15 protein-coding genes are annotated in these 11,761 nt (G+C 72.5%); 6 read left to right on the forward strand and 9 right to left on the reverse strand.

All coding sequences use genetic code 11. The annotated features are described in order from the left end of the window. The first annotated feature begins 1 nt into the window (after position 1). Positions 2-418: a nuclear transport factor 2 family protein gene (locus OG417_RS40345; RefSeq protein ID WP_329240416.1), complete on the forward strand. Its 417-nt coding sequence runs from the start codon at positions 2-4 to the stop codon at positions 416-418. A 4-nt stretch (positions 419-422) separates the two neighbouring features. Here the strand turns inward: OG417_RS40345 and OG417_RS40350 are convergent, their stop codons facing one another. Beyond that, complete coding sequence (locus OG417_RS40350; protein WP_329240418.1) at positions 423-1,391, reverse strand: alpha/beta fold hydrolase; 969 nt, start codon at positions 1,389-1,391, stop codon at positions 423-425. Positions 1,392-1,407: 16 nt separating this feature from the next. Beyond that, positions 1,408-2,268 (reverse strand): alpha/beta fold hydrolase, encoded by an 861-nt coding sequence (locus OG417_RS40355; protein WP_329240420.1) that lies wholly within the window; start codon positions 2,266-2,268, stop codon positions 1,408-1,410. A gap of 128 nt (positions 2,269-2,396) precedes the next feature. On the opposite strand from OG417_RS40355, the gene OG417_RS40360 reads away from it, so the two are divergent. Next, the gene (locus tag OG417_RS40360; protein WP_329240421.1) at positions 2,397-3,143 is read left to right on the forward strand and encodes an SDR family NAD(P)-dependent oxidoreductase; all 747 of its coding nucleotides are present in this window, start codon (positions 2,397-2,399) and stop codon (positions 3,141-3,143) included. A gap of 70 nt (positions 3,144-3,213) precedes the next feature. Here OG417_RS40360 and OG417_RS40365 read toward each other — a convergent pair whose 3' ends face one another. From OG417_RS40365 to OG417_RS40380, 4 genes are all read right to left on the reverse strand, one after another. Next, positions 3,214-3,744 (reverse strand): transposase, encoded by a 531-nt coding sequence (locus tag OG417_RS40365; RefSeq protein ID WP_329240423.1) that lies wholly within the window; start codon positions 3,742-3,744, stop codon positions 3,214-3,216. Between the two features lies 1 nt (position 3,745). Next, positions 3,746-3,892 carry a hypothetical protein gene (locus OG417_RS40370; protein WP_329240426.1) on the reverse strand — a complete coding sequence of 49 codons (147 nt, stop codon included), beginning with the start codon at positions 3,890-3,892 and terminating at the stop codon, positions 3,746-3,748. Between the two features lie 103 nt (positions 3,893-3,995). After that, the gene (locus OG417_RS40375; protein ID WP_329240429.1) at positions 3,996-4,778 is read right to left on the reverse strand and encodes a 2-keto-4-pentenoate hydratase; all 783 of its coding nucleotides are present in this window, start codon (positions 4,776-4,778) and stop codon (positions 3,996-3,998) included. Between the two features lie 60 nt (positions 4,779-4,838). After that, entirely contained in the window at positions 4,839-5,744 is a 906-nt protein-coding gene (locus tag OG417_RS40380; RefSeq protein ID WP_329240430.1) for an SDR family oxidoreductase, read from the reverse strand. Positions 5,745-5,791: 47 nt separating this feature from the next. Here OG417_RS40380 and OG417_RS40385 point away from each other — a divergent pair, with 47 nt between their 5' ends. From OG417_RS40385 to OG417_RS40400, 4 genes are read left to right on the forward strand one after another with little or no spacing between them, the layout of a single operon-like run. Continuing rightward, positions 5,792-6,547 (forward strand): enoyl-CoA hydratase family protein, encoded by a 756-nt coding sequence (locus tag OG417_RS40385; RefSeq protein ID WP_329240432.1) that lies wholly within the window; start codon positions 5,792-5,794, stop codon positions 6,545-6,547. An 8-nt stretch (positions 6,548-6,555) separates the two neighbouring features. Further along, complete coding sequence (locus tag OG417_RS40390; protein ID WP_329262955.1) at positions 6,556-7,383, forward strand: CoA transferase subunit A; 828 nt, start codon at positions 6,556-6,558, stop codon at positions 7,381-7,383. After that, positions 7,380-8,105 (forward strand): CoA-transferase subunit beta, encoded by a 726-nt coding sequence (locus OG417_RS40395; RefSeq protein ID WP_329240434.1) that lies wholly within the window; start codon positions 7,380-7,382, stop codon positions 8,103-8,105. Before OG417_RS40390 ends, OG417_RS40395 begins: the two co-directional genes overlap by 4 nt. Beyond that, complete coding sequence (locus tag OG417_RS40400; RefSeq protein ID WP_329240436.1) at positions 8,102-9,160, forward strand: NAD(P)H-dependent flavin oxidoreductase; 1,059 nt, start codon at positions 8,102-8,104, stop codon at positions 9,158-9,160. Before OG417_RS40395 ends, OG417_RS40400 begins: the two co-directional genes overlap by 4 nt. Here OG417_RS40400 and OG417_RS40405 read toward each other — a convergent pair. Genes OG417_RS40405 through OG417_RS40415 form a run of 3 tightly spaced genes read right to left on the reverse strand, consistent with a single transcriptional unit; the run spans position 9,144 to position 11,727 of the window. Further along, a complete protein-coding gene (locus OG417_RS40405; RefSeq protein ID WP_329240438.1) occupies positions 9,144-10,283 on the reverse strand; it encodes an acetyl-CoA C-acetyltransferase in 1,140 nt (379 codons plus the stop codon). The two genes, OG417_RS40400 and OG417_RS40405, sit on opposite strands and share 17 nt — an antisense overlap. 9 nt (positions 10,284-10,292) lie before the next feature. Next, positions 10,293-10,916 (reverse strand): TetR/AcrR family transcriptional regulator, encoded by a 624-nt coding sequence (locus OG417_RS40410; protein ID WP_329240440.1) that lies wholly within the window; start codon positions 10,914-10,916, stop codon positions 10,293-10,295. 16 nt (positions 10,917-10,932) lie between these two features. Next, positions 10,933-11,727, reverse strand: a complete 795-nt coding sequence (locus OG417_RS40415; RefSeq protein ID WP_329240441.1) for an SDR family oxidoreductase — start codon at positions 11,725-11,727, stop codon at positions 10,933-10,935. Positions 11,728-11,761: the final 34 nt, after the last annotated feature.

The following is an 11,761-nucleotide window of genomic DNA, read 5'->3' on the forward strand; positions in this document are numbered from 1 at the left end:
CGTGCCGGACCTACGACGGCTGTCGGACCGGATGGAGATCGCCGACCTGATCACCTCCTACACCCGGGCGGTCGACACCGGCGAGTGGGATCGGCTCGACGCGGTCTTCACCGCGGACGCGTGGATCGACTACACGGCCTCGGGCGGGATACGAGGTGGGTTTCCCGAGGTCAAGGCGTGGCTGGCCGAGGTACTCCCGAGGTTCGTCCGCCGGCAGCACCTGATCGGGCAGCTCGAGGTCGTGCTCGACGGCGACGCCGCGACGGTGACCGCGTACTTCACGAACCCGATGGTCAGTGTGAGCGACGGCGCCGAGCGGCTGTTCGCGTGCGGCGGCCTCTACCACCACCGGCTCGTACGGACCGGAGCGGGCTGGCGGTCCCGGCGGCTCGTCCAGGAGATCGTGTGGACCCGGTGACCGTTCAGACCAGCGTGGCCAGGTACTCCAGCAGCACCGCGTTGACCTCCCCCGGGCGTTCCATCTGCATCAGGTGGCCCGCGCCCTCCAGAATGCGGACGCCGCGTACGTCCTCGTAGTGCTCGTGGAACCGCTTCAGCGGCTCGTCGCCGTGCCACACGGCCAGGTCGATGTCGTTCTCGCTGCCGATGAAGAAGTACGGGACCGCGATCCGCCGCCGGACGTACGCCTTGCGCTGCTCCCATCGCAGGTCGCCCACGCGGTACCAGTTGAGACCGCCCGTGAAGCCGCCGGCGCTGTAGTTCTCCACGTACAGCTCCAGCTCCGCCTCGCTGAGCCACGGCCACGGAAGGGGCGGCGGCTCGGGCAGCGCGTCGATGTACGTCGTCCCCGGCGGATGCCGCCAGGAGACGAGGAAGTCCGCCTCACCGGACAGCGCGTGGAAGACCTTCCGCAGGAACTCGCGGGGCGCGGCGTCGAGGTCGCGGTCGGCCACGCCCGGCTCGCTGAAGTAGTGGATGTGGTCGAAGTGTTCCCGCCCGGACTCGGCCGCGAGAGTGAGCGGAGGCTTGGCGGTCCGGTTGATGAACGGGTTCTGCAGGCCGATCAGCGCCGCGACCCGTTCGGGGTGCAGGTGGGCGAGGTCGTAGGCGGAGAACATGCCGAAGTCGAGGCCGCTGAAGATCGCCTGCTCGGCGCCGAGGTGGTCGAGCAGCCCGAGGAGGTCCCCGGTGATCGCGCCCACGTCGTACTCCCGGTGGTCTCGCGGCGCGGATGTGCGTCCCATCCCGCGCATGTCCGGAGCGACCACACGGAACCCCGCCTCGGCGATGGGCCCGATCTGGTGCCGCCAACTGAACCACAGGTGCGGGAACCCGTGCAGCAGCACGACCAGCGGCCCGCTGCCCTGCTCCACGTAGTGCACGTCGAGCCCGTTGATCCGGGCGAACCGGTGGGCCCATTCCGCCGTCACGACGCCGCACCGTCGTTCACGCCTCGTCCTTCCTGGTGAGGAAGGCGAGGACGACGCTCTCCCACGCGTCCTTCTGCTCGATCATCGCCCAGTGCCCGCAGTCGGGGAAGACGTGCAGTTCGGCGCCGGGGATGGTCCGCATCGGCACGATCGCCATGTCGAGCGGGCTGACCCGGTCGTCCCGGCCCCAGGTGAGCAGGGTCCTGGCTCTGATCTTGTGGAGCATCGCCCAGTACGGCGCGGTGTCGGCGGCCGCGGCCGCGCGGGCCGCGAGCGCCCCGCGGCCGTACATCCGGCGTGCGCTCGCGAGGGTCGCCGGGTCGGTCGCCTGCGCCCAGCGCTCCTCGACCAGCTCCTCGGTGATCAACGTGGGGTCGTGGACCATGGAGTACAGCCACCGCACGAGGTTGTCGCGGGTGGGGTCCTCGGTGAACTCGGCCAGTAGCCGGATGCCCTCGCTCGGGCCGGGCACGAACAGGTTCCGCCCCAGGCCGCCGATGGTCACCAGCCGACGAATCCGGTCGGGCCGCGCGATGGCGACCTGGGCGGCGACGATGCCGCCCATGGAATTGCCGATGACGTCGACCTGGTCGAGACCGAGCCCGTCGAGGAAACGCCCGACGGCCTCCGGCGCGGCGGCCATCGGGTGCTCGTCGGTCGGGTCGCTGACCCCGAAGCCGGGGAACTCCAGGACCAGGCAGCGGAACCACTCGGCGAACACCGGCAGGTTCCCGCGGAAGTTGCGCCAGCCCGTCACCCCCGGCCCCGAGCCGTGCAGCATCAGCAGCGGCGTTCCCTCGCCGGCCTCGTGGTAGCGCAGCACGCCGCGGTCGGTCCGCAGCTCGCGCAACGTGGAGTCGTACGTCAGTTCCGCCATCGTCGACCTCGGCTCATCACGGGCGTGTCGCCGGCAAGCCAACCAGCGCGGACGGCGACCCGCCGTGCCCGTCCCGATCAGCGGGACCCCGCACACCGCGTGCCCGGCCGGACGCTTGGATCGGGTGGGTGGATCGTCCCGACTTCGCCGGGCGGCGCGGCGCCGCCGTCGTGCTCGGCGCGAACGGCACGCTGGGCGCGGCGATCGCCCGGACGCTGGGCGACCGGGGCAGCGCCGTCGCCCTGACCTTCCGCCGCCGCCCTCCCGCGCCCGGTGAGAGGCAACGCGCGTACCGGCTGGACCTGACGGACGCGGAGGAGTGTGCGAAGGTCGTCGACGCGGTCGCCGCCGACTTCGGCGGGCTGCACACGCTCGTGTACGCCGCCGGTCCGCACGTGCCGATGGTCCACCTCAGTCGGGTGACGCCCGAGCGGTTCCGCGAGCAGATCCTCGACGACGCCGTCGCGTTCTTCAACGCGGTGCGTCCCGCGCTCCCCCACCTGCGCGCCGGCGGTGGCTCCGTGGTGGCGGTGACCACCTCGGCGACGAGCCGGTTCCCCGTACGGGACGGCCTCTCGGCGGCGCCGAAGGCCGCGGTCGAGGCGCTCGTGCGCGGCCTCGCCGCCGAGGAGGGACGGTTCGGCGTACGGGCCAACTGCGTCGGCCCGGGCATGCTGACCGACGGGATGGCCGAACGGCTCATCGCGTCCGGCGACCTGGACGACCGCGCCCTCGACGTCGCCCGCGCGCGCATCCCGCTGGCGCGGTTCGGGTCGGCGGAAGACGTCGCCGAGGCGGTCTGCTTCCTCGCCTCGGACCGCGCCGGATTCATCACCGGCCAGAAACTCGACGTCGACGGCGGCTACGGCGTCTGACCGGTCACGTCAGCTTCTCGGCCCGGAAGGGCCGAACTCGCAGCTCTGGCCCGTACCTGGCTGGTACGGGTCAGGCCGCGTCGTCGGCAGCGTGACTCACTGCCCAGTCCGCCGCACCGCGCGCGGCGATGTCGCGGGCTGCGTTGATGTCGGCGTGCTCAGCGAAGCCGCACGACATACATAGGAAAGTGGTCCAGGAGTGCAGGGTGACCCGCTGGGGCTTGCGGAGCCGTACCCTCTCGCGAATACCGCCCAGATCTTCCAGGGCGATGCCGCGACAGGTGCGTTCAGCCTCGGTCACCAGCTTCTTGGAGATGCAGTGGTTGGTGTCGGCCGCGAAACGCGCTTCCCGGCCCGACAGCTTCCGCAACAGCCGTTTCGCGGACTTGGTGCCCTTCTTCTGCAGCCGTTTGCGAAGGCGGCGATTGCGGTGCCGAACCTGGTTCACATGCTTGCCGGCGTGGACGGTGCCCTCAGAGGTGACGGCGATGTTCGCGATACCGAGGTCGGCGCCGAGGAACCCTCCCTCGGGCTCGCGTATGTCGGCCTCGGGGATGTCGCAGGTCGCGTACAGGCACCAGTTTCCGCCCCGGGACACCACGCTACAAAGACGCCTTTCCCGTGACGCCGGTGTCGAAAGCGCGACGGGAGGCGTAGTTCGCGGCGATGTTGCACAAACGCAGCGTCTCCCGCAGGGCCGCTTCGGTCGCCTCGTCCGGGAGCAGCTTCACCTGCACCACCAGCTTCACGGCCGGTATCGTTTGGCCGATATCTCTATGGTGGCGCTCCGAACACGGCACTCTCTGGAGCGATTCCTTGCGGCCGTGAACGGCCGGGACTCCTCGCAAAGACTCACTTGAAGCTCAGCGAGACCGCGCCCAGCGCGGTGAACTCGGCGGTGAAGCTCTGACCGCGCGCCACGTCGACGGCCCGGGTGCACGAGCCGGGCAGGACCACGTGTCCGGCGTGCAGGCGGACGCCGAACGAGGCGACCTTGCGGGCCAGCCACGCGACGGCGACGAGCGGGTCGCCGAGTACCGCGTCGGACCGGCCGCTGACAACGGGCTCGCCGTCGCGGTACAGCGTCGCGTCGATCGCGGTCAGGTCGAGCCCGGCCGCCGGGACGCCCGCCCCGATCACGAACCCGGCCGAGGAGGCGTTGTCGGCGATCGTGTCGGCCAGCCCGATGCGCCAGTCGGCGATCCGGCTGTCGATCAGCTCGATCGCCGGGACGACGCGCTCGGTCGCGGCGAGCACGTCGGCCTCGGTGCAGTCCTCGCCGGGCAGGCCGGCGCCGAGCACGAACCCGGTCTCGACCTCCACCCGCGGGTGGCAGTAGCGGTCCGCCGCCACCGGCACGTCCGGGCGCAGCTCCATGTCGGCGAGCAGATGGCCGTAGTCGGGTTCGTCCACGCCCATCATCTGCTGCATGACCTTGGACGACAGCCCGACCTTGTGGCCGCGCACGGTGCCACCGGCCGCCAGCCGGCGGCGGATGTTGATCAGCTGGATCTCGTACGCGTCCACGACGTCGATGTCCGCGCCGCTCTCGGTGAGCGGAGGGATCGGCGCCCGCTCCCGCTCCGCGGCCCGCAGCCGGTCGGCGATCTCCGTGCGCTGTTCGTCGGTCAGCATGCCCCGACGCTATCGGCGCGGGCCGGACATGGCCCGGCCGCATCCCACTGGCCGGGAACGTCAGGCGCCGTAGACCGGCTCGGGCGTCGCCGCCTTCGCCAGGAGGCCGGTCACCACAGGGCCCAGCTCGGACGGGTCCCAGCGGGCGCCCTTGTCGGCGGACGGGCCGTGCCGGAAGCCCTCCATCACACCGATCCGGCCGCCCGCGACGTCGAACACGCGGCCCGTGACGTCACGGGACTCGGCCGAGCCCAGCCAGGTCACCAGCGGTGAGACGTTCTCCGGCGCCATGGCGTCGAACGCGCCCGCCTCAGGTGCGGCCATGGCCGCGGCGAAGAGCTCCTCGGTCATCCGCGTCCGCGCCGCCGGCGCGATCGCGTTGACGGTCACGCCGTAGCGGGCGAGCTCCGCGGCGGCGACCAGCGTGAGGCCGACGATGCCCGCCTTGGCCGCCGAGTAGTTGGCCTGTCCGACATTGCCCATCAGGCCCGCGGCGGAGGAGGTGTTGATGACCCGGGCGTCCACCGGCCGCCCGGCCTTGGACTCCGCCCGCCAGTGCGCCGCGGCGTTCTTCAGCGGCAGGAAGTGGCCCTTGAGATGGACCCGCATGACCGCGTCCCACTCGTCCTCGCCGAGGTTGACCAGCATCCGGTCGCGCAGGAACCCGGCGTTGTTGACCAGGACGTCGAGCCGGCCGAACGCCTCGATCGCCGTGGCGACCAGCGCGGCGGCGCCATCGGCGGTGGCGACGTCGTGGCCGCTGGCCACCGCGCGGCCGCCGAGCGCCCGGATCTCGTCCACCACGCCCCGCGCCGGCTCTCCGTCCGCGGAGCCGTCGCCGTCGCGCGTGACCCCGAGGTCGTTGACGACGACGGCCGCGCCCTGCCGGGCGAACTCCAGGGCGTGCGCCCGCCCGAGCCCGCGTCCGGCACCGGTCACGATGACGACTCGTCCCGCGCAGATCATCGGCGGCCCTCCTTGTTCTAACAAACGTTTGATGGAAAGGTAACACCATGGGAGTCGCCACCACAGTCCGTCCCGACGGAGTCGCCGAGGTCGTCATCGACGCGCCGCCGGTGAACGCCCTCACCGTCCAGGGCTGGTACGACCTGGCCGACGCGATCACCACCGCGGGCCGGGACCGGCAGGTGCGCGCCGTGGTGCTGCGCGCCGAGGGCCGGGGCTTCAACGCCGGCGTGGACATCAAGGAGATGCAGCGGACCAAGGGCTTCGACGCGCTGCTGGGGGCCAACCGGGGCTGCTTCGCCGCGTTCGCCGCCGTCTACGAGTGCGAGGTGCCGGTCGTCGCCGCCGTCCACGGCTTCTGCCTGGGTGGCGGCATCGGCCTCGCGGGCAACGCCGACATCATCGTGGCCAGTGAAGATGCCACCTTCGGGCTGCCCGAGGTGGACCAGGGAGCGCTGGGCGCCGCGACGCACCTCGCCCGTCTCGTCCCGCAGCACCTGATGCGCGCCATGGTCTACACGTGCCGGACCGCGACGGCCGCGCAGCTCCACGCGTACGGCTCGGTGCTGGAGGTCGTGCCGCGCGAGGAGCTACGGGACGCCGCGCTGCGCGTCGCCGGGCGGATCGCCGGCAAGGATCCGCTGGTCATCCGGCGGGCCAAGGAGTCCCTCAACGGCATCGACCCGGTGGACGTCAAGCGCAGCTACCGGTTCGAGCAGGGTTTCACGTTCGAGCTCAGCCTCGCGGGCGCCGGCGACCGGCACCGCGACGCGTTCGTCTCCGGACGGGAGGGTCACGCGTGAGCAAGCTCATGACGGTCGAGGAGATGGCCGCCTCGCTGGAAAGCGGGATGACGGTCGGCATCGGCGGCTGGGGGTCGCGGCGCAAGCCGATGGCGCTGGTGCGGGCGATCTGCCGATCGCCGCTGACCGACCTGACGGTCGTCTCGTACGGCGGGCCGGACGTCGGCCTGCTCTGCGCGTACGGCAAGGTCCGACGGGTGATCGCCCCGTTCGTGACACTGGACTCGATCGCGCTCGAACCGCACTTCCGCACCGCCCGGCAGAACGGGACCATCGCGTTCACCGAGTACGACGAGGGCATGTTCATGTTCGGGCTGTACGCCGCGGCCCACCGGCTGCCGTTCCTGCCCACCCGCGCCGGGCTCGGCTCCGACGTGCTGCGGGTCAACCCGGACTTGAGGACGCTCCGTGACCCGTACGGCGACGAGGAACTGGTGGCCATGCCGGCGCTGGCCATGGACGTCGCGCTCGTCCATATGAACCGCGCCGACCGGCGCGGCAACGCCCGCTACCTCGGCCCCGACCCGTACCTGGACGACCTGTTCGTCAAGGCGGCGACCACCGCGTCGTACGTCACCTGCGAGCGCCTCGTGGACACCGCCGAGCTGCTCGGCGACGGCGGCGTCCCGTCGCTGCTGATCAGCCGCATGCACGTGACCGGAGTGGCCGAGACGCCGGGCGGCGCGCACTTCACCGCCTGCGAGCCCGACCACGACCGGGACGAGGCGTTCCAGAAGGAGTACGCCAAGGCCGCGACGGACCCGGCCGGGTGGGAGGAGTTCCGCGGGCGCTACCTCGACGGGGACGAGGCCGCCTACCAGGAGGCCGTCCGATGATCGCCACGCGGGCCGAGGTCTGCGTCGTGGCCTGCGCCGAGGCGTGGCGGGGCGACGGGGAGGTGCTGGCCGCGGCGATGGGCACCTGCTCGGTCCTGGGAGCGCGGCTGGCCCGGATGACGTTCGAGCCCGGCCTGCTCACCACGGACGGAGGCGCGCTGCTGACCGCCGAGGCGATCCCGCTCGGCGCGGATCCCGGCCCGGTCGAGGGCGGCCTGCCGTTCCGCGACCACCTGTGGCTGGTCGCCGCCGGGCGGCGGCACGTGATGATGGGCGCGAGCCAGATCGACCGGTACGGCAACACGAACATCTCGGCCATCGGCGACTGGGCGCGGCCGAAGGCGCAGCTGCTCGGCTCGCGCGGCGCGCCCGGCAACACCCGGTGCAACCCGACGAGCTACTGGATCCCCCGGCACTCGCCGCGCGTGTTCGTGGAGAAGGTGGACTTCGTCAGCGGCGTCGGCACCGACCGCGGAGCCTTCGACCTGCGCCGGGTGGTCACCGACCTGGCCGTCCTCGACTTCGGCGGGCCGGGCGGCACCATGCGGCTGGTCTCGGCGCACCCCGGCGTGACCGTGGACGCCGTGGTCGCGGCGACCGGCTTCGAGCTCACCGTGCCCGCCGAAGTGCCCTCGACCCGTACGCCGGACCAGGAGGAGCTGCGGCTCCTGCGCGAGTTCCTGGACCCGAAGGCGCTGCGCGACCGCGAGGTGCCCGGATGACTCTCCGTACCGCGCTCACCGAGCTCACCGGCGTACGGCATCCGGTCGTGCAGACCGGCATGGGCTGGGTGGCCGGGCCACGGCTCGTGTCGGCGGTGGCCGAGGCCGGTGGGCTCGGCGTGCTGGGGTCGGCGACGATGACCGTCCCGGAGCTGGCGTCGGCGATCGGCGAGGTCAAGGACCGTACGGGCGCGCCCTTCGGGGTGAACCTGCGGGCCGACGCCGGGGACGCTCCGGAGCGGGTCGAGCTGCTGATCAGGGAGGGCGTACGGGTCGCCTCGTTCGCGCTCGCGCCCAAGCGGGAGCTGATCGGGCGGCTGAAGGACGCCGGGGTCGTGGTCATCCCCTCCGTGGGCGCCCGGCGGCACGCCGAGAAGGTGGCCGGCTGGGGCGCGGACGCCGTGCTGGTGCAGGGCGGCGAGGGCGGCGGGCACACCGGCCCGGTGGCCACGACCGTGCTGCTCCCCCAGGTGGTGGACGCGGTGGACATCCCGGTGATCGCGGCCGGCGGCTTCTTCGACGGGCGCGGGCTGGCCGCCGCGCTGGCGTACGGCGCGGCCGGGGTGGCGATGGGCACCCGGTTCCTGCTCACCTCCGACAGCGCGGTGCCGGACGCGGTCAAGCGGGTCTACCTGGACATGGCGGAGACCGTGGTGACGCGGCAGGTGGACGGCATGCCGCACCGCGTGCTGCGGACAGGGCTGGTCGACGGACTGGAGACCCATGGGCGGGTACGGCGGCTCGCCGGGGCGATGAGGAGCGCCGCCCGGTTCCGCGCGCTGTCCGGGACGGGCTGGCGGGCGATGGTGCGGGACGGGCTGGTCATGCGGCGCGGCGCGGACCTGTCGTGGTCACAGGTGCTGATGGCGGCCAACACGCCGATGCTGCTCAAGGCCGCCATGGTGGACGGGCGTCCCGACCTCGGGGTGATGGCGTCCGGGCAGGTCGTCGGGGTGATCGACGATTTGCCGTCGTGCGCCGAGCTGATCACCCGGATCGTGGGCGAGGCCGCGTGGACGATCGACGGCCTCGTCGGGGTCAGAGGCGCTCGATGACGGTCACGTTGGCCTGGCCGCCGCCCTCGCACATCGTCTGCAGGCCGTAACGCCCGCCGGTGCGCTCCAGGTGGTGCACGAGCGTCGTCATCAGGCGCGCGCCGGTGGCGCCCAGCGGGTGGCCGAGGGCGATGGCGCCGCCGAGCGGGTTGGTGCGCTCGGGGTCGGCACCGGTCTCCTTCAGCCAGGCCAGCACGACGCTCGCGAACGCCTCGTTGATCTCCACCGCGTCGATGTCGCCGATCGTCATCCCCGCCTTCTTCAGCGCGTACGCGGTGGCCGGGATGGGCGCCGACAGCATCCGGATCGGGTCCTCACCCCGCGCGGAGAGGTGGTGGACGCGGGCGCGCGGCGTGAGCCCGTGGTCGCGTACGGCGCGCTGCGAGGCGATCAGCAGGGCGGCGGCGCCGTCGGAGATCTGTGAGGACACCGCGGCGGTGAGCCGTCCGCCGTCGACCAGGGTCTTCAGCCCGGCCATCTTCGCCGGCGAGGTGTCGCGGCGCGGTCCCTCGTCGGCCGTGACGCCCTCGTAGGGGACGATCTCCGCGTCGAACAGGCCCTCGTCGGCGGCCCGCAGCGCCCGCCGGTGGGACTCGTAGGCGAACCGCTCCATGTCCTCACGGCCGATGTCCCAGTCGCGGGCGATCATCTCGGCGCCGGCGAACTGGGAGACCTCCTGGCGGCCGTAGCGGGCGACCCAGCCCGCGGAGCCGTGGAACGGCCCCTCGGCGACCGTACGGCTCGCCGCCCCGATGGGCACCTGCGACATGTTCTGCACGCCGCCCGCGACCACCAGGTCCGCGGTGCCCGACAGGACGGCCTGGGCGGCGAAGTGCACCGCCTGCTGGGACGATCCGCACTGCCGGTCGACGGTGACGCCGGGCACCTCTTCGGGCAGCCCGGCGGCCAGCCAGCACGTACGGGCGACGTCCCCGGCCTGCGGCCCGATCGTGTCCACGCAACCGAACACCACGTCCTCGACGGCGGCCGGGTCGGCGCCGGTCCGTTCCATCAGCGCGCGCAGCACGTGGGCGCCCAGGTCGGCGGGGTGCGCGCCGGACAGGCCGCCGCCGCGCCGGCCAACGGGGGTGCGGACCGCGTCGACGATGTACGCCTCGGCCATGGTTTCTCCTCAGGTCGTGGCCTGGATCCCCTCCAGGACGATGGAGAGGTACTGGGTGCCGACCTCCTCGGCCGGCAGCTTCTCCCCCGGCTGGTACCAGCTCGCCGCGACCCAGACGGCGTCGCGGATGAAGCGGTAGATCAGGGCCGGGTCCAGGTCGGACCGGAACTCGCCCTCGGCGATGCCGCGTTCGATCAGACCGAGCCACATCTCCTGGTGCCGCCGCCAGGACTCGGCGAGGTAGCCGAAGCGCTCCCAGGTCGCCGCCAGGTAGCGCGACTCCTTCTGGTAGATGACGACGGCGGGCCGGTAGACGTCGATGCACCGGAACGACTCGGCGACCAGTGCCTCCAGGGTCTCCCGGGCGCCCAGGCCGGCCGCCAGGATGCGGTCGAAGCCGGCCCACATGTCGTCCAGGAAGGTCGAGAGGATCTCCTCCACCATCGACTCCTTGGAGTCGAAGTGGTAGTAGAGGCTGCCACCGAGGATGCCGGCGGCGTCGGCCACCTCACGGACGGTGGTGGCGGTGTACCCGCGCTCGGCGAAGACCTGGGCCGCCGCGGCGAGCAGTTCGGCGCGCCGTTCCGCGCGGGCGCTGGTCGTCCCTTCGGCGTCACGGCGTCGTGGGCTCATCGGGAAGGTTCTCCTACTACGGATGCTGGCTGGACACGGAGACGACCTCCCCGGTCAGGTACGAGGAGTAGCCGCTCGCCAGGAACACTATGACGTTGGCCACCTCCCAGGGTTCGGCCGACCGGCCGAACGCCTCGCGGGCGGTCAGCTCCTCCAGCAGCTCCGGCGAGGTCACCTTCGCCAGGTGCGGATGCATCGCCAGCGACGGCGACACCGCGTTGACGCGTATCCCGTGCTCGGCCGCCTCCAGCGCCGCGCACCGGGTCAGGGCCATCACGCCCGCCTTCGCGGCGGCGTAGTGGGACTGGCCGCGCTGGGCCCGCCAGCCGATCACGGAGGCGTTGTTGACGATCGCGCCGCCGCCGCGCCCGCGCATCGTCCGCAGGGCGGCCCGGGTGCAGCGCATCGTGCCGCCCAGCGTGACGTCCACGACGCGGTCCCACTGCTCGTCGGTCATGTCCACGAGCTCGGCCGTGCCGCCCAGGCCCGCGTTGTTCACCGCCACGTCGACGCGGCCGAACCGCTCCAGCGCGGCGGCGTACAGGGCGCGTACCTGCTCGTCGGAGGTCACGTCGCAGGGCAGGGCCGCGACTTGATCCGCGCCGAACTCTCCGGCCAGCGCCTCCCGTGACGCGGCCAGGCGCCGCTCGTGCGCGTCGCTGAGGAGGACCCGCGCGCCCTCCTCCAGGCAGCGGCGCGCGGTGGCGCCGCCGATGCCCGCCCCGGCCGCGGCGGTGATGACCACGACGCGATCCCGCAGCAGCCCGTGGGCCGGTACGTAGGCCGGCGGCCCCTTCTGCTGTCCGGTCACGTCGGTTACTCTACCAAACAGTTGTTAGAAAGAA

It is taken from the genome of Actinoallomurus sp. NBC_01490, assembly GCF_036227085.1.
GTDB lineage: Bacteria > Actinomycetota > Actinomycetes > Streptosporangiales > Streptosporangiaceae > Actinoallomurus > Actinoallomurus oryzae.

Bases quoted from the DNA above. Each gene is read 5' to 3' on its own strand.
- OG417_RS40405 (WP_329240438.1), bottom strand. From the start codon at position 10,283: ATGGCCGAGGCGTACATCGTCGACGCGGTCCGCACCCCCGTTGGCCGG.
- OG417_RS40355 (WP_329240420.1), bottom strand. From the start codon at position 2,268: ATGGCGGAACTGACGTACGACTCCACGTTGCGCGAGCTGCGGACCGAC.
- OG417_RS40410 (WP_329240440.1), bottom strand. From the start codon at position 10,916: ATGAGCCCACGACGCCGTGACGCCGAAGGGACGACCAGCGCCCGCGCG.
- OG417_RS40375 (WP_329240429.1), bottom strand. From the start codon at position 4,778: ATGCTGACCGACGAACAGCGCACGGAGATCGCCGACCGGCTGCGGGCC.
- OG417_RS40395 (WP_329240434.1), top strand. From the start codon at position 7,380: ATGATCGCCACGCGGGCCGAGGTCTGCGTCGTGGCCTGCGCCGAGGCG.
- OG417_RS40385 (WP_329240432.1), top strand. From the start codon at position 5,792: ATGGGAGTCGCCACCACAGTCCGTCCCGACGGAGTCGCCGAGGTCGTC.
- OG417_RS40400 (WP_329240436.1), top strand. From the start codon at position 8,102: ATGACTCTCCGTACCGCGCTCACCGAGCTCACCGGCGTACGGCATCCG.
- OG417_RS40380 (WP_329240430.1), bottom strand. From the start codon at position 5,744: ATGATCTGCGCGGGACGAGTCGTCATCGTGACCGGTGCCGGACGCGGG.
- OG417_RS40390 (WP_329262955.1), top strand. From the start codon at position 6,556: ATGACGGTCGAGGAGATGGCCGCCTCGCTGGAAAGCGGGATGACGGTC.